This window comes from Gemmatimonadota bacterium (assembly GCA_021295815.1).
Classification (GTDB): Bacteria; Gemmatimonadota; Gemmatimonadetes; order Longimicrobiales; family Gaopeijiaceae; genus JAGWBQ01.
The window spans coordinates 1-23,750 of the sequence record JAGWBQ010000004.1 but is presented as its reverse complement, the minus strand read 5'-3'; the positions used below and the strand labels follow the sequence as shown (position 1 = coordinate 23,750).

At 66.8% G+C, this 23,750-nt stretch carries 21 protein-coding genes; 19 read left to right on the top strand and 2 right to left on the bottom strand.

All coding sequences use genetic code 11. The annotated features are described in order from the left end of the window. Positions 1-8 precede the first annotated feature (8 nt). Together J4G12_02190 and dinB are read right to left on the bottom strand one after the other, a co-directional pair. Positions 9-1,043 carry a hypothetical protein gene (locus J4G12_02190; GenBank protein ID MCE2454613.1) on the bottom strand — a complete coding sequence of 345 codons (1,035 nt, stop codon included), beginning with the start codon at positions 1,041-1,043 and terminating at the stop codon, positions 9-11. Between the two features lie 140 nt (positions 1,044-1,183). Next, positions 1,184-2,422, bottom strand: a complete 1,239-nt coding sequence (gene dinB, locus J4G12_02185) for a DNA polymerase IV (protein MCE2454612.1) — start codon at positions 2,420-2,422, stop codon at positions 1,184-1,186. A gap of 144 nt (positions 2,423-2,566) precedes the next feature. On the opposite strand from dinB, the gene J4G12_02180 reads away from it, so the two are divergent. From J4G12_02180 to hslU, 19 genes are all read left to right on the top strand, one after another. Then, positions 2,567-3,187 carry a superoxide dismutase gene (locus tag J4G12_02180; protein MCE2454611.1) on the top strand — a complete coding sequence of 207 codons (621 nt, stop codon included), beginning with the start codon at positions 2,567-2,569 and terminating at the stop codon, positions 3,185-3,187. Positions 3,188-3,439: 252 nt separating this feature from the next. Then, the gene (locus J4G12_02175) at positions 3,440-4,198 is read left to right on the top strand and encodes a LysM peptidoglycan-binding domain-containing protein (GenBank protein MCE2454610.1); all 759 of its coding nucleotides are present in this window, start codon (positions 3,440-3,442) and stop codon (positions 4,196-4,198) included. A 197-nt stretch (positions 4,199-4,395) separates the two neighbouring features. Next, positions 4,396-6,849 carry a hypothetical protein gene (locus J4G12_02170; GenBank protein ID MCE2454609.1) on the top strand — a complete coding sequence of 818 codons (2,454 nt, stop codon included), beginning with the start codon at positions 4,396-4,398 and terminating at the stop codon, positions 6,847-6,849. 505 nt (positions 6,850-7,354) lie between these two features. Then, complete coding sequence (locus J4G12_02165; GenBank protein MCE2454608.1) at positions 7,355-7,867, top strand: prepilin-type N-terminal cleavage/methylation domain-containing protein; 513 nt, start codon at positions 7,355-7,357, stop codon at positions 7,865-7,867. Further along, a complete protein-coding gene (locus J4G12_02160; protein MCE2454607.1) occupies positions 7,855-8,358 on the top strand; it encodes a prepilin-type N-terminal cleavage/methylation domain-containing protein in 504 nt (167 codons plus the stop codon). Before J4G12_02165 ends, J4G12_02160 begins: the two co-directional genes overlap by 13 nt. 23 nt (positions 8,359-8,381) lie before the next feature. After that, positions 8,382-8,696 carry a hypothetical protein gene (locus tag J4G12_02155; GenBank protein ID MCE2454606.1) on the top strand — a complete coding sequence of 105 codons (315 nt, stop codon included), beginning with the start codon at positions 8,382-8,384 and terminating at the stop codon, positions 8,694-8,696. Continuing rightward, positions 8,693-9,427 carry a hypothetical protein gene (locus tag J4G12_02150; protein ID MCE2454605.1) on the top strand — a complete coding sequence of 245 codons (735 nt, stop codon included), beginning with the start codon at positions 8,693-8,695 and terminating at the stop codon, positions 9,425-9,427. Before J4G12_02155 ends, J4G12_02150 begins: the two co-directional genes overlap by 4 nt. Further along, positions 9,424-10,398 (top strand): hypothetical protein, encoded by a 975-nt coding sequence (locus tag J4G12_02145; protein ID MCE2454604.1) that lies wholly within the window; start codon positions 9,424-9,426, stop codon positions 10,396-10,398. Before J4G12_02150 ends, J4G12_02145 begins: the two co-directional genes overlap by 4 nt. Continuing rightward, entirely contained in the window at positions 10,398-11,351 is a 954-nt protein-coding gene (gene pilM / locus J4G12_02140; protein ID MCE2454603.1) for a pilus assembly protein PilM, read from the top strand. Before J4G12_02145 ends, pilM begins: the two co-directional genes overlap by 1 nt. Positions 11,352-11,402: 51 nt before the next feature. Further along, a complete protein-coding gene (locus J4G12_02135; protein ID MCE2454602.1) occupies positions 11,403-12,029 on the top strand; it encodes a PilN domain-containing protein in 627 nt (208 codons plus the stop codon). A gap of 61 nt (positions 12,030-12,090) precedes the next feature. Beyond that, positions 12,091-13,158, top strand: a complete 1,068-nt coding sequence (locus tag J4G12_02130; GenBank protein MCE2454601.1) for a hypothetical protein — start codon at positions 12,091-12,093, stop codon at positions 13,156-13,158. After that, the gene (locus tag J4G12_02125) at positions 13,158-14,591 is read left to right on the top strand and encodes a hypothetical protein (GenBank protein MCE2454600.1); all 1,434 of its coding nucleotides are present in this window, start codon (positions 13,158-13,160) and stop codon (positions 14,589-14,591) included. The genes J4G12_02130 and J4G12_02125 overlap by 1 nt, the downstream gene beginning before the upstream one ends. 16 nt (positions 14,592-14,607) lie before the next feature. Further along, positions 14,608-15,807 carry a chorismate synthase gene (gene aroC, locus J4G12_02120; GenBank protein MCE2454599.1) on the top strand — a complete coding sequence of 400 codons (1,200 nt, stop codon included), beginning with the start codon at positions 14,608-14,610 and terminating at the stop codon, positions 15,805-15,807. Then, a complete protein-coding gene (locus J4G12_02115; GenBank protein MCE2454598.1) occupies positions 15,786-16,406 on the top strand; it encodes a shikimate kinase in 621 nt (206 codons plus the stop codon). The genes aroC and J4G12_02115 overlap by 22 nt, the downstream gene beginning before the upstream one ends. A gap of 6 nt (positions 16,407-16,412) precedes the next feature. Next, a complete protein-coding gene (topA, locus tag J4G12_02110) occupies positions 16,413-19,073 on the top strand; it encodes a type I DNA topoisomerase (GenBank protein ID MCE2454597.1) in 2,661 nt (886 codons plus the stop codon). A gap of 14 nt (positions 19,074-19,087) precedes the next feature. Further along, complete coding sequence (gene trmFO, locus J4G12_02105; protein ID MCE2454596.1) at positions 19,088-20,527, top strand: methylenetetrahydrofolate--tRNA-(uracil(54)-C(5))-methyltransferase (FADH(2)-oxidizing) TrmFO; 1,440 nt, start codon at positions 19,088-19,090, stop codon at positions 20,525-20,527. Further along, on the top strand, positions 20,524-21,495 hold the full coding sequence (locus tag J4G12_02100; GenBank protein MCE2454595.1) for a tyrosine-type recombinase/integrase: 972 nt from the start codon (positions 20,524-20,526) through the stop codon (positions 21,493-21,495). The genes trmFO and J4G12_02100 overlap by 4 nt, the downstream gene beginning before the upstream one ends. A 119-nt stretch (positions 21,496-21,614) precedes the next feature. Next, on the top strand, positions 21,615-22,196 hold the full coding sequence (gene hslV, locus J4G12_02095) for an ATP-dependent protease subunit HslV (GenBank protein MCE2454594.1): 582 nt from the start codon (positions 21,615-21,617) through the stop codon (positions 22,194-22,196). A 20-nt stretch (positions 22,197-22,216) separates the two neighbouring features. Continuing rightward, positions 22,217-23,665 (top strand): ATP-dependent protease ATPase subunit HslU, encoded by a 1,449-nt coding sequence (gene hslU, locus J4G12_02090; GenBank protein MCE2454593.1) that lies wholly within the window; start codon positions 22,217-22,219, stop codon positions 23,663-23,665. Positions 23,666-23,750 lie beyond the last annotated feature (85 nt).

The following is a 23,750-nucleotide window of genomic DNA, read 5'->3' as shown; positions in this document are numbered from 1 at the left end:
TGTTCGGCTCAGCGCCGTGCTTCCAGGATTGCGAGCACGAGGTCGGCCGGGATCGAGATCCGGCTCAGCTCCTCCGAGCTCAGGTCCGCGATCGCCCTGGCCAGGAGCTGCCGAGGCGTCTCGGGCTCGGCGGGCGCATCGGGTTCGGCGGGCTTGGTGGTCGGTGGCGCGGGAGGGGTCGCGGCCTCGTCCGCGCCTTCGGCCTCGACCACTGCCGGCGAGGCGGCTCCGTTCGACCTGCCGCCTCGGGCCGCAGGCGGCTCCAGCCAGCCCGGATGCCAGTCGAGATCGTTCTGGGCGAGCCAGGCTCGGATGTCTTTGAAGATCAGGTTGAAACGGAAGTGATGCCAGCCGCGGACGTGGCTGGTGCGATGTAGCGTCTTGGAAAACGCGGCGAAGGGGCGGTCTCCATCCAGCGCATCCGCAAGCAGATCGCGTTTCACGCCCTGCGGAAGCTGTTCGATGAAGGCTTGCCGAATGGTCAGTTCCCCTCTGAACGAGCGTTGCGGGATCATCACCGCACCCTCCTGGGGCGACCTGTGGAGGCTTCCGGCGACCATCCTGTCCTCTTCGGGAAGGTACCAGGTGCCTCCCTCCCTGACCGTGGTGAAGGCGGAGAAGACGTCGGACCGGAGGCGGAACTTGACCGGGCCCTCCAAGACGGCCTTGCCTTCGCCGGCTGGAATGGCCAGCACGGCCTCGCCGCTCGGAACCAGCCAGACCTCTTCCATCTCCTCGATCAGGGCGACGAAGCTCTCGATCCCGATACGCACCTGGTCGGATCCGGGGTCGAGGAGTTCTCGATGAAGATCCTCCACGCTGAGAGGCCCCCGGCCGGCGGCGACGGCCCTGGCCACCGCTTCACGAGTCGTTTCCTTCCAGGATGCGATCTTGGACGGAAAGGAGACCTTGGGCGACAGGTCGGGCCCGGGGGCGTCGGCGGACGGCCGAACAGCTGCGGCGGGCGGCTCGCGGACGGACGATTTGGTCACCGCGACGGTCTTGTTTTCGGCTTCGGTATCCATTTCCTGGGAAAAGCTCAAGTACTGTCTCGGACGCGAGACCGGCCACCTTCGAGGCCTCGGCTACCAAACTATGGAAGATAGCCGCAACGGCGGGCAGCGGGAGTTGCCGCCGGATTCCGGTGGTTTGCATTCCGACACGGCCCGACCCGTCGTCCCTTCTACCGCCCTTTCGAACGAAGCGTCGAACCCCGGACGAGCACCTCGCCTCCGAAGCGGTCCGCCAGTTCGTCGATGGCTCGGGTTACGTGACGGTCCCGAGGCGTCTCCGGAGTCACCGTCTTGCCCTCGGCGGACTCGGGGAAGATCTCGAGCTGAGCCCCGCCCGATTCCGGCCCCTCCAGGCCACCGAGCCCCACCCCCAGAAGACGCACCGGCACCCGCCGCCGCGCCCGGAGGTCTGAGAGAAGGCAGGAGGCGCATCGGAACACGGCGGTATCGGACTCGACCGGCGTGTCGAGCGTCCGGTTGCGTTGACGGGTTCTGAAGTCGAAGTCTCGGATCTTGACGGTGACCGTGCGGGCCCGCAGGTCCTTGGAACGGAGCCTCGCAGCCACCGAACCGCACATAGTCAGCAGTCGGCGAGAAAGCTCGGCATCGGAGTCGATGTCGCTTCCGAAGGTGCGCTCGGACGAGATCGAACGTCGCCTCTCCTGCGGATCCACCTCGCTGTCGTCCAGTCCGCGGATGCGGCGATGCAGCCAGCGTCCCCGGCGGGTCCCGAACCAGCGCTCGAACCAGTCCGGCTCGATCGCCCATGCGCTCTCCACGCTCACCAGTCCCTTGGCGGCGAGTTCGCGCGCCAACTGCGGTCCTATGCCGGGTATGTGACGCAGGTCGAGGGTTCGCATGAAGGCCTCCTCTCCTCCTGGGGGAACGATGAAAACGCCGTCGGGCTTGGCGCGCCCGGTCGCCAGCTTGGCGATCACCCGCCGTGTCCCGCCTCCGATGGAGGTCGTGATGCTCGCAACCTCCCGAACCCGTTGGCGGATGTGCTCCGCAGTCTCGGCCAAGGAGCCGGGAAAGAGCCGTTCGGTCCCGCTCATATCGAGGTAGAACTCGTCCACCGAGGCCGCCTGAACGACCGGGGCGAGCTCCGTCAGGACCGACCGCACCGCCCGACTCCACTTCCCGACCGCGTCCCGAGGCACCGGTACGATGGTCGCTCGCGGACAAAGGCGTAGGGCCTGCGCCGCCGGCATCGCCGACCGCACGCCGTATTTCCGAGCTTCGTACGAGGCCGAGGTCACGACTCCCCGTCCGCTGGCCGACCCACCCACCACGAGGCATTCGGCCTTCCCCGCCCCGTGCGGGTCTTCGAGTCGCGCCACCTGTACGAAGAAGGCGTCGCAGTCGACGAGCAGGATGCGTCTGGGAGCGCCTGGAATTCGCTGCGCCATGAGACCTCGAACTTCCACAGGTGAACGGATGGTGCCGACCGATAGAGGGAGGAGCGCCCGCGAGCTTGATCGGGAGCTCCAACCAGTATAGAATTCGCCAGTTGTCCCGGACTCCGCAAGCCGACCACCTCAACACCCTTTTCCATGGCCTACCCGTTCGAACTTCCCAAGCTCGGTTACGATCACGATGCCCTCGAGCCACATATCGACGCCCGCACGATGGAGATCCATCACGGCAAGCATCACGCCGCATATACCGCGAACCTGAACAACGCTCTCAAGGAGCACCCCGAACTCCACGACCGGTGCGTTCACGATCTGGTGGCGAATCTCGACGGGTTGCCGGGGGGGATCCGTCAGGCCGTGAGGAACAACGGCGGCGGGTACGTCAACCACGCCCTCTTCTGGGACATCATGACCCCGGGCGGAGCTTCGCAGCCTTCCGGTGCGATCGCTGCGGCGATCGACAAGGCTTTCGGAAGCTTCGAGGCCTTCCAGGGCAGGTTGGAGACGGCTGCCGTCACCCGCTTCGGATCGGGCTGGGGGTGGCTGTGCGCTACGCCGAAGGGCGGGCTCTCGATTTCATCCACACCCAACCAGGACACGCCGGCCATGATGGGCGACACGCCGATCCTGGGAGTGGACGTCTGGGAACACGCCTACTACCTTCGCTATCAGAACCGGCGGCCCGACTACCTCTCCGCATGGTGGAACGTCGTCAATTGGGATCGTGTGGCCGCCCGATACGCGGAGGCGTTCGGCTGACGGACCGCCTAAGTCGGGAGCAGGCTCCGTAGCACCTCAGGGGCGGCGCCTCCCACGGTAGCGGGACGCCGAGTCCGCGCCGGACGCTACGCTCGCTGCTCGCGCGAGTTCGCTGCGGGCCGTCATGGGTGCGCGCAAGCGGAGCGGCGAGTCCGCCCCGAAGGCGCCGTTCGGGAATGGAACATCCGACCTTGCGCATCGTAGGACACTCGTTTATCCTTAAAGCCGTCACAGCCCCGAACCCGTAGCGCCATGAAGCGTACCCTCTTCCTGACTCTGCTGGCAGGCTTGGCGGCCGGCCTGGCGTACCCTCTCGTCGCGACCGGGCAAAGTCTGAGGGGAAGCCGCGCTTCCCTCGATCGCCAGAACCGGGTCGCACGCCAGAACGATTTCACCTACATCGCCAACGACGCGCAGGCATACCGTTTCCGTGAACGGGGCTTCCTCGTTCAGATTCGGCCCAATCCGGATTTCGTGCTGCACGACGTGTCGTTCCCGATGGCTCGAGCCGAGGTCGGGGTTTTCGTCGAGAGGCTGGCCGGCCAGTACCGGGCCGCCTGCGGAGAGCAACTGGTGGTGACCTCGCTCACCAGGCCGAAGAGTCACCAGCCGAGGAACGCCTCCGACCGCTCCGTACACCCGACCGGCATGGCGGTCGATCTGCGGCGTCCCAACAATCACACGTGCAGGTCCTGGCTTCAAAGGGTCCTGCTCGACCTCGAGGCGAAGGGAGTTCTGGAGGCCACCCTGGAGCGATGGCCGCCGCACTTCCACATCGCGGTTTTTCCGAAGCAGTACTCCGACTACGTCGCACGTCTCACCCAGCAGGCCAAGCTCGCCGACGACGGGGAGGTCGCCGAGTTCACTTACGTGGTCAAGAACGGCGACACCCTGTGGAAGATCGCGCGCGATCACACGACGACTATCGAGGCGTTAAAACAGCGAAACTACCTTCGAACCGACAAGATCCGGCCGGGTCAGAGTCTGGCGATTCCGAGGGTCGCCCGCTGAGATCCCGTTCCGGGAGGAGAATAAGATCCGGAGCCGGGCGAGACCGCGATAGACCGCGAACGAGAGACGGCGGTCGCGACGGCCGGAAGCCTGCCGACGCGACAAAGGACGTCGGCGTCCTTCCGGGCTGGGTGCCTTGGGCGCTCTTTCCAGCGCTGGGCGCAGTCCTTTTCTGGTCCTTCATCTCCACCGACCTGATGCTCTGGGGCACAGACCAGATCCCCGCAGGCACGGTCATGCGCGAAGGGTTCGTCTCCGCCTTCAAGGAACTGGGAAGGGTGCCGGGATGGACGCCTCACGTTCTGGGAGGCACTCCCTACACCGAGGCGCTCAGCTACGGCGACTCTCTCTACCCGCCTTCGGCGCTCCTTCTCCTGCTCTCGTCGGAGATCCACCGGGCGCTGAGCTGGCGCTTCGTGCTGCACATCGTCGCGGCCGGCTTCCTGACCTACCTCTGGGTTCGACACCTGGGCGTATCCAGAGCCGGAGCTCTCGTCGCAGGGACGGGCTACATGCTGGCGCCGGTCATGGTGTCGCTCGTCTATCCCGGGCACGACGGCAAGATCTTCGTCACCGCACTCGCTCCCCTGCTCTTCTGGGCGACCGACCGCCAACTCTCCCGGCCCTCCCTCGGACGCTTCACCTGGCTGGCGCTCGTCGTGGCGGCGATCATTCTGACCCCGCACTTCCAGATGGCCTATTTCCTGTTCGGCGCGGTCGGGCTCTTCGCCATCTTCCGAACCGTGACGGCGAAGCTGGACGCGAGGCGGGCAAAGTCACGTGGAGCCGTCGAGGAAGGTGCTTCGGAGTCGGATGCGAAGAAGGGGGGACGGGCGGGTGCGCCGGGAGGCATGACTAGGCCGCTCGTGGGGTTCGGTTCCTTCCTGGGGGCGTCGCTGGTAGGGGCCGCCTTGACCGGCAGTCTCCTCTTTCCGGCCTTCGACCACGTCTCAAACTGGTCCCGCCGGTCGCTGACCTCCGAGGCGACGACAGGCGAGGAGGCGATCGCCTGGTCGAGCTCGTGGTCGATCCACCCCGAAGAGGCGTTCGGACTGATCGTACCCGAATTTCCTGGAGCCGACGTGGGACGGGAACCGGGTTGGGCGACCGGCACCTACTGGGGACGCAACGCCTTCAAGCTGAACAGCGAGTACGCGGGCCTCGTCGTGCTGGTGCTGGCGGCGGCTTCCTTCGCGGGAGCGGCGAGACGCAGACTGCGCTGGTTCATGCTGGGGCTGGGTGTCACAGCCGCGGCTTTCGCCCTCGGAGCCAACACGCCGGTATGGCGCATCTTCTACGAGGTCGTTCCAGGCATCGATCTGTTCAGGGCGCCTTCGCAGGCGATGTACCTCTTCGGCTTCGCCGTCGCCACCCTTGCGGGTTTCGGAGTCGACCGCATTCTGCGTCCCCTCGACCGTCGCCGACAGCCTCGGAGATGGCTCAAATTTCTGGTCGTCGCCGCCGGCGGCGTGGGCGTCGTCGCCCTGTTGCTCCAGGCCGGTATTCTGACTTCGCTCTGGACCGGAACGGTGTACGGCGAAATAACCCCGGAGCGGGCACAACGCCTCGCCGTCGCGCTCCCCCATATCCAGCAGGGCGGGTGGATCGCATTCCTCCTCGTCGGCGCGCTCGCCGCCCTGGGGTGGAGTTACGCGAACGGAAGGCTGGGATCCCGGGCCCTCGCCGGCGGAATCCTCCTCCTGGTCATCGTCGACCCCATCCGCATCGACCGAGCGTTCATCCAGACCTTCGACTTCGAGACTTGGGCGCAACCGGGGGCGGCCCTCCAATCGATCATCGACGATCGCGCAGGCTCTCCGGAGCCCTACCGACTGCTTTCCTACAAGGACCGCGGAAACGGGCAGGACATCAAACCGGCCCTCCATGGCATCGAGCTGGCCGGAGGGCACCATCCGAACGATCTGGCTTTCTATCGGCAACTCATCGGCATGGAGGGGTCGAGCGCACCTAGGCACCTTTACACGAGCCACCGGATTCGGGCTCTGCTCAACGTGCGTTACGTGCTCTGGCCCGACGCCGAGCTGGGAGTGTCGGTAGTCAACTCGACGGCGGGCGTTCGCGAGGCCGGATTCTGGCCGCCGGCCGAACCGGACGCACTGTTGGGAGCTGCGGTAATGAGCCGGACCAGCCGGAACGGGGTGCCCCACGAAACCATAATTCGGGAACCCGGGCTCGCCCGCGCCAGACTCGTCGGCAGAGCCGTGGTGAAGACGGATGCGGAGGCGGTCCCCTACATGCTCTCGGACGACTTCGATCCCGCAGCGGAGGTGGTCCTTGCAAAGCCGCCGCCGATCGAGCTCGCCGATCCGGCGCAGGGAAGCGTCACCTGGATCGAGCGCGAACCCGACCGCCTGAAGCTCCGGGTGGAATCGGACGGCCCGGCGCTTCTGGTGATCGCCGACAACTGGTATCCGGCGTGGTCGGCCCGGGTCGACGGAGCCGAAACCGAGGTTCTGCGGGCTTATCACGCCCTCCGGGCGGTGCCGGTCCCGGCAGGCGTCTCCGAGGTCGAGATGTGGTACGATTCCGACCTGATCGGGCTCTGGCTCAATATCGGCGTAGGGATCCTGGCCGCACTGGCCGGCGCGAACCTCGCCGCATTCGTGATGGAGAAGCGGCGACGCGACTGACCCGCCGTTGACATCTCGCGAGCGGCGACGTGGCGAGCCGGCAGGGCGCGCCAAGGCGCGACAAAGGAGAGCGGAGCATTCAAGCGACCGAAGATCGGCGCCGAGCGCTGCGGTCCGGGGTGGATAAAGCGCCGTTCGCATGACGTGAGAGGTCCGTACACGGACCGATAGGTGCCGGCGAACTGCCGTCGGGTTCCGCAGCTGGCGGGCTCGTGCACGCTTTCGGCGGCGCACCGTCCGCGGACCGCCGGTGAGAAGGTCGTCGACCCGACCGACACCTTCTTCGCGGTGGGTTCGCCTTCCTACTGGTTCCCGGCGACATCCCCATCCGGATTTTCAGCACACGTTTGCGCACGTCCGAATCGACGTCCCAAGACGCCATTCATTTGTCCCGCCCGAACATCCATCTTTCCCGGGAAGCGCGGCCCACGCATGGGCACGGCCGCCCGCCCGTCGATCTGCGACGGGCATCGCCCCAACCAACCAGCATCTCAGGAGACGAAAAATGTACGAATTCCTCAAGCGCGCGGGCTGCCCGACAGGATCGGCGGCGCCCGGACGCGACCCGTCGAACCCGAACACCGCCGGCACGGTCCCCCTCGGGCGCGGGCGACGGCCAGGGCCTCGGTCCGGCTTCACCCTCGTCGAACTCCTCGTCGTGATCGTGATCATCGGCATACTCACATCCGTCGCCATCCCTCGCTTCAGCGACGCGCGCGAGCGAGCCTACTTCGCCACTCTCCAATCCGATCTGCGCAGCCTGGCTCTCCATCAGGAGGTGCGCCACGCGGACTCGCTCAACTATGCCGGCTCCATCGGCGAGCTCGAATTCGTCGCCTCCTCCGGGGTCACCGTGTCGATCACGGCCTCGACCACCACAGGTTGGGCGGCGACGGCCTCGCACAAGGGTCTCGCCAGCTCGCAGGGGTGCATGACCTTTTCGGGAGCGGTCGCGTCGAAACCCGCCATCGGCTCGGATACCGCCGCCAACGACGGTCACATAACATGCGTGCGCTGATGCCGGGCGGTCATGGGGAATCTGCGGAGTCGCGCAGGTGGTCAGCGAGCCGGCGACGAGGATTCACCCTGGTCGAGACCTCGACGGCGCTTCTCCTGGCCTCGCTTGGCGCAGCGGCGGTTCTCCCGCCCGCGCTCCGGTTCGGCGATCACCTCAGACTCAATGCCGCACGAGAGGCTCTGGCGGCCGTCATAGCGGAAGGTCGCGGCCGCGCGATCGAGACCGGGAGCGCGGAGATCACCGTCGCGAACTCTCCCTGGCGGGTCTGGGTGGAGACGCCGGACTCGAGCTACGCGCCGCTGGCTCTTGCCGACTTCGGGGTCGCCGTCAGCCTGGGAACCGGAGGAAACGGCCTTCCTCGATCTAGTCGAACCCTGCGGTTCAACTCCCTTGGGCTCGGTTCGGTCGCAAGTCAGACCATCACCCTGAGCCGCGGTCCGGTCTCGAAGGAGCTGGTGATCTCCTCTTACGGAAGGGTGAAGCGCAAGTGAGCGGGCCGCGCCCGAGCCCGGGCTTGAGGCTGAAAGCTCGCGGGTTCACGCTGGTCGAGACGCTCGTGGCCCTGGTCGTCGCCGAAGTCGCGGTGCTTGGAGCGATGGGCATGGCGACGACGGCGCTTGCCCGGATGAATCGAACGAGCGCCCTAGAATCGAATCTGGTTCGAGTCCACGCTGTCTGGGACTCGCTGTCGCGGTCAGGGAGCGTGAACGGGCGCGACAGCGCCGACCGGCTGGTCATATCGTGGGTGATCGATTCCCTCGACCTCTTCACCATCACCGCGCGGGTTCCGGGAGCGGACTCCTTCGCGGTACGCGGTGCGGTGCGGTGAGCCGGCGCCCGAGCACGGGGAACGGCGGCTGGACGATCCTCGAGTCGCTGATCGCTCTCACCCTGGGCGCGGCGGTCGCGCACATCGCGCTCCAGGCGCTTCTGGGAACGCACGAGCTCCAGGAGGGCATGCGGGAGGAGGTCGATCGACTGGTCGTTCTGCGGGTGGCCCGCAGCGCCATCGCCGCCGATCTCGGACTGGGCCTGGAGGGCGCGGACTGGCGGGGATTCCCGCCGGATTCGGTAAGCTTGCGCGCCTACCGCGGCGTGGGGCTGGTCTGCCTCTCCCTAACGTCGGGGGACACCCTCTACGTACGGTGGCAGGGCGTACGTCTTCCGAACGCGCGCAAGGACTCGGTGGCCGTACTCGGGTCGAACGGCCGGTGGGAGCAGCTCGATCTCGTAGACGACCGCAGGGTCTCGTCGAAGTGTCCGGCCGATACGACGTTCGATCTCCGTCGCTGGATCGTCGACCCGGCGCCATCGGCGGTTCCGATGGTGGGAAGGCACTGGGAGCGCGGATCCTACCATGTGGTCGACACCGTTCTCTCCTACCGAAGCCGCCCGCGAAAGAACCTCGCCGGATCCGGCAGTCGGCAGCCCATCACGCCGGGCGCGCTGCGGACCCCGGGCACCCGCTTCGTGGACAGCCTGGGAGGGTTTCATCTTCTGCTCACCGCCAAGGACACCAGCTGGCGGAGGTGGACCCGGCTGACCGGCGGCGCCCCGTGAACGGCCGGCGAAGCTTCCGGCCCAGCACCGACTCTGGCCGCGAACAGACGGCTGGCGGACCGGCCGGCGTTAACGGGACGGCACTCGTTTCCGTCCTCGTCGTCGCTTTGGCCCTGACCGCCCTCGCACACGGGATGATCGTGGTCGCCCAGCGCGAGTACCGCGTGGCCCGGGCCGGGGTCATGCAGCTTCAGGCGCGTGGGGCGGCCGAGATGGGCACGGCGCGCCTGCTCGCGCTGGGCGTCACCCCGACCAGCTACGCAACAGCGGTCTGGTCGACCGGCGGCGCCATTTCCGACTCCGCCGGACGGATTTCGTACACGGCCGAGCTCCTCCGACTCTCCGACGAGTTCTGGCTGGTCCGGGGCGAAGCCAGGGTCGGGCGGGTGGTTTCACCCGTCGTCGCGAATGCGGTATGGATCATGGACCCGGCGGCTCAGGTAGCGGCGGCGCGGGCGCTGGTGGCCGCAAGGTCATTCCAGCGCGAAGCGGGGACCGCGGTGGAGACGGTCGCCTTCGCCGACACGATCAACGCCCCGCCGTCCGGGTGCGGTTGGGGCGGCCGGGTCGCCGCGCTGCGCCCGACTTTGCCGGCGGTATCCCTTTCAGGCAGCTTCCCGCTCGCTCTCGGGCTTCTCGATGCGGACTCGCTGGCGCTACGGATCAACGACACGACGGTGGTGGTGGCCGACGGTCATCTTCGCACCGGGGGAGCGGCCGGAACCGGCCTTCTGGTCGGGTTGGGCGACCTCACTCTCTCCGGCCACGCTCACAGCGGCTACATAATGGCTGCGGGGAACGTGACGATCGAGTCCGGATCCGACGTCAGAGGGCTCGTGCGCGCAGGAGGGTGGGTGGCGCTCCGGGATTCGTCGAGCATCAGAGCCTCCGCGTGTTGGGCCGCCGAATCCCTCGCTCTTCCCTCACTCCGTCGACCGATCGTTCTCACCGGACTGGTGGGACCCTTCTGATGCGCTGGCTACCTGCGCGAACACCCGAATCGACCTCCGCCGGCATCGACGTCGGAGGCGATCGTATAAGGACCGTGGTCGTCGATCACGCGGGCGACGAGCCCGAGGTCGTCGGAGTCCGGCTCCACGACGGGTTCGAAGGCGACGAGGCTCGGGGCTCGGCGCTGGCCGAAACGTTGAAGAGCCTCCCCGGCAAACCCCGCCTGGTAGCGGCGGTCGGCGGTCGAGGAGTCACGGTCGCTCGCGTGGTCCTGACCGGCGGGAGCCGCGGTCGCCCCGAGGAAATCGTGCGTTGGGAGGCGGACTCGTGGGTCGAGTCGGAGTTGGGGGAGACTCCCGAGGACTACGCCTTCGCCGTCGACCTGGACGATCGCGACCTCGTGGCCGACCCCGGTCGGGCGAGCGCACCGGTTCTGGCCGTGGCGGCGCGGCGCGATCTCGTCGCCTCGAGGATGCAGATGTTCCAGAGGGCCGGGAGGCCTCCGGAGGTGATGGATACGGAGGCTACCGCACTCCACAACGCCCTCATGTTCGCCGCTCCGTCCGCAGTGCGCGGCACCTGTCTGCTCCTCGACTTGGGCAGTACGCGTAGCGTCGCCAATGTCGTGGCCGAGGGCGAATTGGTCTTCTCCGGCTCTTTCCGACTCACCTCCGGGGCGGCCCTCGACGACCCCGAGGAGAGCGCGGGGATGGCTGCGGACCAGTTGGACACCCTCACGGCCCGGTCGTCCGGGTCCGACGCGTTGGAGCCGGGCAGAATCTTCGTCACCGGCGGAGTGAGCCGGGACGTGACCTTCATCTCCGCATTGAGCGAGAGCCTCCTCGTGGAGTGCGAAGCCTTGAACCCGTTCCGCAGAGCTCGCTTCGCACCCGAGCTCACCTGCGACTTCGACCTCGACTCCCAGGCTCCGCAGTTCGGGATAGCCCTAGGACTCGCCCTACGCGGTGTGTAGCCGCTCGCTGCGCTCGCGCGGAATGCCTGCGGACCGACATGGGAGCCCGTCGTGATAGAGGTCAACCTGCTCGAGGTCGAGACCGGAGGGGATCCGAGAGGAAGGGCGCAGGTCGCCGAGAAATGGCGAGTTCCGTGGCAGACGGGGCTTCTTGCGCTCTCCATCCTGGGAAGCCTGACCTACACGCTGCTTTCGCTTCACACCCTCTCCCGTCGAAGCTCGGAACTCGGCGCCGCCCTCTCGCGGGCGGTCGCCGACTCCGCCTTGGCGGGTCCGCTCGACGAGGGAATCGACGTCAACGCCCTTCGCGACTCGCTCGCCAGGCGTGCCGAAACGCTGGAAGCCGTCTACCTCGGCCGGGACGCCTGGCGTCGCCTTCTTGGTGAGATCGTCGCCGCGATGCCCGCCGGCCTCTGGTTGACCTCGATCGTCTCCCTCGCGCCGGCGAGCGTACCGTCCCAAACCCGTATCGAGGGGGTCGCGCACGATTACGCGAGAATCACCGAATTCCAGGACCGTTTGCGCCAGGTCCCCGAGCTTGCCTCGGTCGCCGAGGAGTCGGTGGACACCGACCGCTCGGTCTCGTGGCTGCCCAGCCATCGCTTCTCTCTCGTCCTCCACTTCCGCCGACCCTCTCCCGGAGGCCCGCCGGAAGCTGATCGTCCACAAGCCCGATAGCCCCGATCCCATGTTCAAGTCGAATATCCCACATCAGTCAGGCAGCTCCCGGAAACAGTTCATGTTGCTGGGAGTGGCGGCGCTGATCGCGGTGCTGCCCGCGCGCACCTACCTCGTCATCCCCCGTCAACAGCAGTTGGAGCTGGACGCCCGGCGTCTGGCCCTGCTCCAGGCGGAACATGCGTCCCTCCCGGATCCGAAGCCGGACGGCGGCGACCTCGACCTCCTCCGATTCCGGGTGGATCAGTTGGAGAAGGGTGTGCTCGACACGCTCCGGCCGGCGAGGCAGGTTAAGGCGCTCACCGAGGTCGCGAGCCGCTCCGGTCTGCGCGAGGTAATGGTCCAGCCTGCTGCGGCGCAGCCGGGCGCCGTCTACGACCGCCACACCTTCTCCGTAGGCGCCCGGGGCGGATATACGGAGATCGCTGCCTTCCTCGGCGCTGTTGCCGGATTGGGTGGAGCGTTCGTACCCGGTGTCCGGACGGTCGCCGTCCCCCCGCCCGGATCGGAGGACGACCCCGACCTCACGGTCGAGCTCTCCGTCGACACTTACGCGTTCGGCGAGGGAGCGCGACCCTTGACCGACCGGGGCTGGGTCGCGAATAAGCCGGCGGTGGCCGACGGTTCGACAGGCTCCTCCCCGGATGCGGTGGGGGCCTCGACGGAGGCTGCCGAAAGACCACCGGAGGCGGACCCGGCCCGGTCCGGCCCGGCCGAGGCTCCACCTGGCCCGGATCTCGAGCGGATGCGGTCCTCGTACGGGGGAACCGCGACACCCGGTCGGGAACGCCCATTCCTTCCCGCAGCGGCGAATCGGGGAGGGAGTCTCGAAGGGCTGCGTCTCTCCGGAATCATCGTATCCCCCAGCGATGGACGCAGCCTGGTCGTCTTCACGCTTTCGGCAGGCCCGCAAAATCTCCCGCAGAGGACCTATTCGCTACGAGCACGTCCCGGCGAGTCGGTCGACGGAGTGACGCTTGTCGCAGCCGCAGGCGACTCGGCGGTGGTCGAGGTCAGCGGTCTGGGTCCGGCCTCGAGAAGAACGCTATTCGTGCGGGCGGAGCGTCCCCCTCGCCCGACGGGTCCCGGAAAAGGGCGAACGGGTCCCGGAAACAGGAGTGTGAGATAGTGACCTCGCATCGTCCGCGGATCCGTTCGGCGTTCGCGCTGGTTGTCCTCGTCGTACTCCTCCCTGTCCCCGCGATCACGGCTCAGGAGGCGGAGCGCATATCCACGAGCTGGTATCGGGAACCTCTCGGCAGCGTGCTCGTCGCCTTCGCCGAGTTCACCGGAAAATCGGTGATACCCCCCGCCGGCATCGACCCGCAGGTGACCGTCGAGATAAACGACCAGCCTTGGGACGTCGCATTGCAGGCGATCCTGAGATCGCTCGGACTCTACGCCGAGGAGGACGAGTTCGGCATCGTCCACGTTCTCACGCTCGAGAGTCTCGCCGCTCGCCGGGATGTCGCACCCCTCGAATCCCGAGCCTACCGACTGAGCTTCGTCGACGCCGCCGCGGTCGCCGAGAGCGTCAGACCGGTCCTCAGCGCGCGTGGAAGCATCTCGGTTTCGGGGAACGCGCTGGTCGTTTCCGACCTGCCCGAACTGCATCCTGCGGTGGAGGACCTCCTCGCCCAGGTGGACGTGGAGATGGCCCAAGTCTCGATTCAGGCGCGCATCGTCTTCGTCAATCGCACCAGACTCAACGAGATGGGGCTGAGCTTCGAACTTACCGAACCGGAGACGGGTGCGGGCGGCGCCAACGGCGACGACGACACGAGCGACCCCGGTCCGGCCTCTCCCGAGGGTGAGAACTCGCTCCCGACCGTTCCCGACGCCGGTGCGGAAAGCGGCGGCCAACCCGGAGTCTCTCTGGGAGGCAACTCCATCGCGGCCCTGGGCAACGCCGCATCGAGGATCGCCTCGCCCGCTCTCAGGCTCCTCGCCACGCTCGTGCTGGGACGCTACAGCCTGGACTCCTTCCTCGATCTGCTCGAAGCCGAAGGGATGAGCGAGATCGAGGCGGAGCCTCGAGTCACCACTCTGGACGGCCACCTCGCGGAAATCCATGTGGGTGAGGTAACCCCCATCCGCACTATTGATGTCGGATCGGGCGGCGACGGCACCTTTCCCACGGCTCAGGTCAGCCAGGAGGAAACCGGCATCATCTTGCGAGCCACTCCCCGGGTCACGGCCGACGGCGGCATTGTGCTCGATCTCGAAGCGGAGCGATCGGCGGCGGAACCGGCCGCCTCGGACGTCGGTTACATATTTCGCACGCAGCGGGCGCGCACTCGGGTTCTCGTCGAGGACGGAGGAACCTTAGTCATAGCCGGACTGACGCAACGGGAGCGAGTTCAAACGCTCTCGGGTATCCCTCTTCTTATGGACATCCCTTTGATCGGTCGGCTCTTCCGGGTCTCGCGGAACAACGTGTTCCAGCGGGATTTGGTGATATTGGTGACCCCGACCATCGTCGGCCGGGGTGAGAAACCCGGCTCGGAGGATCCGGTCGGGAATCGACCGACGCCCCTCCTCCGCTCCGATACCCGATATTGAGGACACCGTGAAGCGCATCTCTTTCCATACGGCCGGCGAATCGCACGGCAAGGGCCTGGTCGCCCTCATCGAGGGAATCCCTGCCGGGCTGTCGCTCGAGATGGAGCGCGATGTCGACCCCGACCTGAAGCGACGAATGGGCGGTTACGGACGGGGACGACGCATGAAGATCGAGTCCGACCGGGCCGAACTCGTGAGCGGCGTACGGCTCGGCGAAACGCTCGGGTCACCGGTCGCCATGCTCATCCGGAACCGCGACTGGAAGAACTGGACCAAGGCGATGAGCCATGCGCGGCCCGCCTCGGACGAGAATCCCAAGGCCCTGCGCCCCCACTACCTGCCCCGCCCCGGCCACGCCGATCTGGTCGGCATCCTCAAGTACGACCGCAGGGACGTGCGCGACATCCTCGAGCGAGCTAGCGCCCGCGAGACCGCCGCGCGGGTGGCCTGCGGCGCAGTCGCCAAGAGACTGCTGGCCGAATTCGGCATCACCATCGGGAGCCACGTGGTCTCGATCGGCTCGATCGGCCACGGTCCGACCGAACTGCCCGTCGACATCAATTCGGCCGCCGACGGGAATCCCGTACGGTGTCTCGACGAGGAGGCGTCTCGAATGATGATGGCCGAGATCGACGACGCCAAGGACGCCGGCGACACTCTCGGGGGCGTGTTCGAAGTGGTCGCGACCGGCGTGCCCGCCGGACTCGGAAGCTACGTGACGTGGGAGAGCAAGCTCGACGGAAGGATGGCGGGAGCGGTGGCCTCGATTCATGCCGTCAAGGGTGTGGAGCTGGGGCTCGGATTCGAAGGTGCGCACCGACCGGGCTCGCGGGTGCACGATCCCATCACGCGCGAGGGCTCGCCGGCTTCCGGCGGTTTCGGACGCGCCACGAATCGGGCGGGGGGCTTCGAGGGCGGCATCACTACGGGCCACCCGCTCGTCGTGCGAGGCGCCATGAAGCCCATTTCGACGCTGCGCAAGCGACTGCCTTCGGTTGACCTGCGCGACGGCTCGGTCGGTGATGCCGCCGTGGAACGAAGCGACGTCTGCGCGGTGCCCGCGGCCGGGGTCGTCGGCGAGGCGATGGTCGCCCTGGTGCTCGCGGACGCGTTCCTGGAAAAGTTCGGCGGCGACTCCCTTGCGGAGCTGCGCAGGAATTTCGACGGCTATCTCGCTCGCCTCGCCGCGCGGGGTTGGCAAGAGAGGAAAATCTGACCAGGCGAGCGACCGGTCCTGAGGTCGAACGCGTAGTGCTCGTGGGCGCCATGGCCAGCGGCAAGACGGAGGTGGGCCGGGAGGTCGCCAGCCGACTCGGCTGGCACTTCGTCGACATCGACCACTGCCTGGAGCGTGAGTTCGAAATGCCGGTTCCCGAAATCTTCACGAAATGGGGCGAGCCCGCCTTCAGGGAGGCCGAGGCCCGACTCGCGAGCGTTTCCCTTGAACGCGACCGGGTGGTGGTATCGCCGGGCGGGGGGTGGGCCGCGCAGGCGATGGACCGCCTTGGCCGGGTTCCGCTCGGTACGTTGAGCATCTGGCTGCGCACACGGCCCGAAACGGCCGTCCGACGGCTGGACTCCGAACCCCAGGGAGTCGTCAGGCGTCCGCTTCTCGCCGCCCCCGGGCTGCTCGACACCCTCCGGGAGTTCGCGGCGACTCGCCTGCCGTTCTATGCTCAGGCCGACCACGCCATCGATACCGATGAGTTGACAGTCTCCGAGCTTGCGGCGAAGATCGTTTCATTCACCGGTCCGGCTTACGACGGCGAGCACATGGGGCCCGCCACCGAAGGATCGCCAAGAAAGGGAATGTAGGATTTCATGTCAGCGAAGGCGCTCGTAATCGTAGAATCGCCCGCAAAGGCGACCACCTTGAGCAGGTATCTCGGAAACGGCTTCGACATTACCGCGTCCGTGGGACACGTGCAGGATCTGCCCAAGGCGTCTCTGGCGGTCGATGTCGAGAAAGGCTTCAAGCCGACCTACCGCGTCGTCGAGGGCAAGGAGAAGGTCGTGCGCGAGATGCGACGGCGAGCCAAGAACGCCGAACGCATCCTTCTCGCCACCGACCCAGATCGGGAGGGCGAAGCCATCGCCTACCATGTGGCCCAGCTTCTGGGCTACGATCGCGACCCCTCTCGCTTCGGACGGGTCCGGTTCCGCGAGGTCACCAGCAGAGCCGTGAAGGAGGCCGTCGCCTCCCCGAGCGAGATCGACTTCGACCGTGTCCACGCCCAGCAGGCGCGACGCCTTCTCGATCGTCTGGTCGGCTACCTGGTGAGCCGTCGCCTGCCCAAGGGAAAATCCGCCGGTCGGGTGCAGACGGTAGCTCTTCGGCTCATCTACGAGCGCGAAGACGAAATCAGGCGCTTCGTGGAGCAGGAGTACTGGTCGATAACGGCACACCTGCGCTTCAAGGGCGAGGCGTTCATCGCCCGGCTCCACCACGTCAACCGGAAGAAGGTGGAGCTCGCCGACGAGAAGGCGGCGAAGGAGGTCTTGGACGAGCTCGTCCTCGACTCCATGACGGTGACCGCGCTCCGCCAGAGACGGAAGCGCAAGAACGCACCTCCGCCGTTCACCACTTCAACTCTCCAGCAGCAGGCCGCCAAGCGCTTCCGCCTCCCGGTCAAGCGCACGATGAGGCTCGCCCAGGAGCTCTACGACGGTCTGCCGGTTGGCTCGCGCGGTCGAGTCGGTCTCATCACCTACATGCGCACCGACTCCACCCGGGTCTCGCTCGAGGCCGTGAGCGACGCCCGAGGCTGGGTGCGGTCCGAGATGGGCGACAGCTACGTCCCCTCCAAGCCTCGCCACTTCGGAAGCAACAGGAAGAGTCAGGCTCAGGACGCGCATGAAGCCATCCGTCCGACTCGCGTGGACATCCATCCGGACGAGGTGCGCCACCATCTCGACGCCGCGCACGCAGGACTGTACGAGATGATCTGGAAGCGCTTCGTGGCGAGCCAGATGAATCCGGCGGTCTACGACACCACCACCGCCGACTTCGATGTGAGGCGGCCGAAGAACCGCTACCTCTTCCGGTCCTCGGGATCGGTCCTCCGCTTCGACGGTTACACCCGACTCTACGTCGAGCGCACCGAGAGCGGCGACCACCGCACGCTGGGCGACGTGCAGCCCCTTCCACCGCTCGAAGAGAAGAGCGTGGCCGAGCTTACCGACGTCGAGCCCAGGCAGCACTTCACTCAGCCGCCGCCGCGCTATTCCGAGGCCGGCCTAGTCAAGAAGATGGAGGAAGTCGGCATCGGACGCCCCTCCACCTACGCGCAAATCCTCTCCCGGATAGTGACGGTGGGCTACGTGACTCTCCAGCAGCGTCGCTTCACGATAACGGAAGACGGAGAGTTCGTGGGCAAGCTGCTGGTAAGGGTTCTTCCCGACACTTTCGACGTCGAGTTCACGAGTCGGATGGAGGACACTCTGGACCTGATCGAAGCCGGCCAGGAGGAGTGGCACGAGGTGCTGGAACGCTTCTACCCACCCTTCAAGCGCCAGCTCGACGACGGCATGAGGGTCGGTGAGCATCCGGATACCAAGGAGGTTATCACCCTGCATCTCGGACGGTTCGGTCCCTTTCTCACCATGGAAGATCAGGGAGCTCAGACCAAGAAGGCTTCGGTTCCGCAGGGCATCGACCCGTTCAGCCTCGACACGGAACAGTCGGTTCGAATATTCGAGCTGCCATTGCATTTGGGGACCGACGCCGCTTCCGGCGACAGCGTCGTCGCGGGAGCGGGGCGGGTGGGGCCGTACGTGAGGTGCGGCACCATATACGCCGACCTGCCCTCTTTCGAGGCCATCTGGGAGGTCACGCTGGACGAGGCGCTGGCGCTGCTCAACGCGGCGGACAGTCTCCTGGGCAGGGACCCGGAAACAGGGCGGACCGTCCGCAGGAAGGCGGGGCGCTACGGTCCCTACATCGAGGCTGCCGGCGAGAACGGAAAGCCGCAGAGGGCGAGCATTCCCGAGGGCGTCGATCCGGCCGATGTGGACCTCGATCTGGCGCTGCGCATGCTTAGGCTCCCCCGCGAGCTGGGGCCGCATCCGGTGTTGGGCGCAGCGGTGGAAGCCGGTCTTTGGCGAGGGCGTCCCAAGGTGCGGTGCGAGAGGAGCTACGCCGACCTGCCCGACGTGGACAGCGTCTGGACGGTGGGGCTGGGCGAGGCCGTGGCGTTGGTCGATGGCGCAAGAACAAAGCTCAGGAAAGGCAGGCAGGGGCCTCGCAAGCCGCTTCGCGAGCTGGGCGCCCATCCCGAGTCCGGTAAGCAGGTCAATATCCTGGACGGTCGCTACGGCCCGTACGTCACCGACGGCAGGATCAACGCCAGCGTGCCTAAAGGTCGGGAAGTCACGGACATCGACCTCGACGCCGCCGTAAGCCTTCTGGCGGCCAAGGCCAGCGCCCCGAAGCGAAAGGGAATACCGAAAGGCCGCCGGAAAAGGACCCGAGGCAGGACCTGACCGGACTGTCTGCGATGCCCGAATGCGACGGACCGGCCAAAGAAAGCCCGACGGCGGGATCGGCGGGAACGATTCCGCACGCCGGAGCGACCAGCTCGGACCCGCCGACGGTCCATGCCGGTGGGTCGCCCGGAAAGCGTCCGCCGGTTGCCGTGGTGGGCGGAGGGCTGGCCGGTTGCGAAGCGGCGCTCCAACTGGCGGCGCGCGGCCATCGAGTCGAGCTCTTCGAGATGCGCCCGCTGGTCGGCACCGAGGCGCATCGGACCGATCTTCTCGGTGAGCTGGTCTGCACCAACTCCTTCAAGAGCGAAGATCCCGCCAACGCTCACGGTCAGCTCAAGTACGAGATGCGCGGCCTGGGTTCGGTCCTGCTCCGTTCCGCCGAGAGCGCCCGGGTCAGGGCCGGATCGGCCCTGGCCGTGGATCGACGTATCTTCGCCGAAGCAATGACCGCCGCGGTGGAAGGCGCGCCAGGCGTCGAGGTGATCCGCCGGGAGGTGACCTCCATTCCCGACGGACCTATGATCGTGGCCACCGGTCCGTTGACCTCGGGTCCCCTCGCGAGCTCGATCCGGGAGATGCTCGGCGATTCGGGGCTCGCGTTCTTCGACGCCATCGCCCCCATTGTCCACCGCGACGGACTCGACGATTCCGTCATCTTCGCCGCAGGTCGCTACGGCGAGGACGACGACTACCTGAACTGTCCCATGAACAGGGACGAGTACGAGAGCTTCGTCGACGAGCTCAGGGCAGGCGAAGCTCACGCCGGCCACGACTGGGACGAAGTGCCGTACTTCGAGGGCTGCCTGCCGGTCGAGGTCATGGCGGCGCGCGGCCGCGACACCCTTCGCTTCGGCCCGATGAAGCCGATAGGCCTGACCGATCCCCGGAACGACGAACGTCCCTGGGCGGTCGTCCAGTTGCGCCGAGAGGACCGTTGGGGTCAGATGTGGAACCTGGTCGGATTCCAGACTCGCCTCCGCATCGGCGAACAGCGACGCATTTTCGCAGCCATTCCCGGTCTGGCCGACGCCGAGTTCCTGCGCTGGGGGTCGATCCATCGCAACATATACGTCAACTCCCCCCGATCCCTGACCTCCTGGGGGTCCCCGCCCGACCGCCACCACCTCCTCTTCGCCGGACAGCTGACCGGGGTGGAGGGCTACACGGAGTCGGCCACGAGCGGAATGATGGCGGGGATCAACCTTTCCCGCATTCTCGCCGGCCGGGAGCCGACCTTTCCGCCGCCCACAACCATGATCGGCGGGCTCTGCCGCTATCTCCGCGAGGCGGACGAGACCAACTTCCAGCCGATGAACTCCAACTGGGGGCTAGTGGATCCGCTCGCCAAGCGGGTGCGCGGCAAGTCGGTCCGACGCAAGCTGCTCTCGGAGCGAGCGCAGCGGGACTTTCAGGTCTGGCTCGACGGCGTGAGCCTTCCGGCCGCATCGTGAGTCCGACCCGGAAATCGGCGGGGGCCTCCAGATCCACCGCAGCTCCTGCACCTCGCCGGGAGCGTCACCTCCGCGCCTTCCTGCGCCAGATAACCGAGGAACGCGGTCTTTCTCCGAATACCGTCAAGGCTTACCGAAGCGATCTCAGGCAAATGGAGAAATTCCTTACCGAGCACCTGGGAGAGGCGAGCTGGGGATGGTCGAACGCCGCCATTGATCGCCTGGCCGTCCGCGGCTTCATGGGCTGGCTCAGGCGCAGAGGGCTTTCGCGCCGCACGATCGCCCGCAAGGTGGCGGCCCTCAGGACGTTCTACCGATTCCTGGAAGCCGAGGGTGTCGTGACCGACAGTCCTGCGGCGCGGGTTCGGCCGCCCCGCCACACCCGCAAGCTCGCGGATCACCTGAACACCGGTGAAGCCCGGACTGTCTGCGAATTCGCCGAGGCCCGATCCGCCGACGGCTCCCTTTCGGCCCTGCGCGATCTGGTGATAATCGAGATGCTCTACGGCAGCGGCATCCGTCTGGCGGAGCTCCACGGCCTCGATCTGACCGGCATCCACCGGCGGGCGAAAAGCGCCGTCGTGCTCGGCAAGGGCGGTAAGGAACGGATCGTACCGGTAACCGACGCCGCCGCCGTCGCCATCGACCGCTACCTCCCGGCCCGGTTGGAGGCGGTCGTTCCGGGCGAGTCCGCTCTGCTCGTGAACCGCGCGGGCCGGCGCCTCTCGCGTCGCTCCATCCAGATCGCGGTGAAGCGTATCTTCGAATGTTCGGCGGGGGCCCGCGGCCTCTCCGCTCACGCGCTCCGCCACTCCTTCGCCACCCACCTGCTCGACGCCGGTGCAAGCCTTCTGGTAGTGAAGGAGCTCCTCGGCCACGTGTCGCTCTCGACCACCAAGGACTACACGCACATATCACGGACTAAGGTCAGGGCGGCCTACCTCGACGCTCACCCGCGAGCCCGGTGAGAGAGGTCCGTCCCCGCGGCCGGCGCGGCGCTTCGTCGCCTTCGGTGCTCGCGTGAGATTGTCCACGGACTGTCGGTCGCCGAACCTCGCTAGCTTTAGCCATGATCGACATGGAGAAAATGTCCGACGGCACCGCCCGGACACGGTCCACAACGGTGCTGGCGGTGAGGAATCGGAGCAGGGTGGCGATGGGCGGCGACGGACAGGTAACGATGGCCGATACCGTCGTCAAAGGCAGCGCGCGCAAAGTGCGCGAGCTCAGAGACGGCAAGGTGCTGGCCGGATTCGCGGGCGCGGTCGCTGACGCCTTCACCCTTTTCGAACGGCTCGAGGAGAAGCTCGAACGCCACCCCGCCAACCTCTCGCGAGCCGTTGTGGAACTGGCCCGGGACTGGCGCACCGACCGTTATCTGCGCCGGCTGGACGCCCTTATCGCCGTCGCCGACCGCGAACACCTCTTCCTGGTCAGCGGAACCGGAGACGTGATCGAACCCGACGACGACGTGCTGGCGATAGGCTCGGGCAGCGGCTTCGCTCTCGCTGCGGCGCGGGCGCTCAGGGCGCACTCGGACCTGACTCCCGCCGAGATCGTGCGCTCGGCCTTAGAGATTACCGGAGATATCTGCATCTATACCAACAGGGACATAGTGGTTCTGGAGCTCGATGCCGCTCCGACGGCGAGCGCCGCGGAGGAATCGTGAGCGCGGAACGGCCGGAGCTCGTGCCCGACGGAGAGGCGGGGCTCGAGCCCGATGCCGAGACCGAGCCCTGGGTCGACGAGCTCACACCCCGCCAGATAGTCGAGGAGCTTGACAAGTACATCATCGGCCAGGCCGCCGCGAAGAAGGCGGTCGCTATCGTCATGCGCAATCGTTGGCGCAGACAGCGCGTAGCCGAGGAGATGCGTCAGGAGATCGCGCCGAACAACCTCATCCTCATAGGACCCACCGGCGTCGGGAAGACCGAGATTTCGCGCCGACTCGCCCGGCTGGCGGAGGCTCCTTTCGTCAAGGTCGAGGCATCCAAATTCACCGAGGTCGGGTACGTGGGGCGGGACGTCGAGTCGATGATCCGCGATCTCGTCGACATCGCCATATCGCTGGTACGCAGTGAACGCGAGGAGATGATGCAGGGGGTGGCCGAGAGCAACGTCACCGAGCAGCTTCTGAACCTCCTGCTGCCGGAGCCGTTGAGTCCGGCGCCGACGCGCCGGACGACGACTCCGCGGGTCTTCGTCACCAACCCGGTGGGCGATACGGAACCTCAGGGCGATACCGACGGACGCAGACAGCGGACGCGAGAGAAGATGCGGAAGCTCCTCGACGAAGGAAAGCTCGAGGATCGCGAGGTCGAACTGGAGATCTCCCAGGCGCCCAACATCCAGGGGATGATGATCCCGCTCGGCGGGAGCGACCCCTCGATGGATCACGGCATGAGCGACATGCTCCAGGACCTCCTGCCCAAGCGGACCAAACGTCGAAAGGTGACGGTGGCCGAGGCTCGACGCCTGCTGATGCAGGACGAGCTCGACAAGCTCGTCGACATGGACGAGGTCGTGAACGACGCGCTCTACCGAGTGGAGGATACCGGGATAGTCTTTCTCGACGAAATCGACAAGGTGGCGGGATCGCGCGACGAACGGGGCCCTGCAGTGAGCCGGGAAGGCGTGCAACGCGACCTCCTTCCCGTGGTCGAGGGCTGCGCGGTCACCACCAAGTACGGTCTGGTGCGCACCGACCACATTCTCTTCATCGCCGCTGGCGCCTTCCACCTCTCGAAGCCCTCGGATCTCATCCCCGAGCTCCAGGGACGCTTCCCGGTGCGGGTCGAGCTGCGATCGCTCTCCGAAGAGGATTTCGTTCGGATACTCACCGAGCCGGAGAACGCTCTGTCGAAGCAGTATGCCGCGCTCATCGAAGCGGACGGATCCGAGGTCACCTTCACCGACGGCGCCATCGAAGAGATCTCCCGGATCGCGACCAGGTTGAACGAGCGCCTGGAGAACATCGGCGCCCGCAGGCTTCACACGGTGATGACCACGCTGCTGGAAGATGTGCTCTTCGAGCTCCCCGAAGGACCGGAAGGAGGCATAGCCATCGATCGGGAATTCGTACGCAGGCAGCTCGCGAGCATATCGGAAGACGAGGATCTCCGCCGCTACATCCTGTGACCGATCCGCCTACGTCGGCCGGGAGCTTCGCAGCCGCGCCGCGCCACCTCCTGGCCCTGACCGATCTCGGGACCGACGGCCTTCT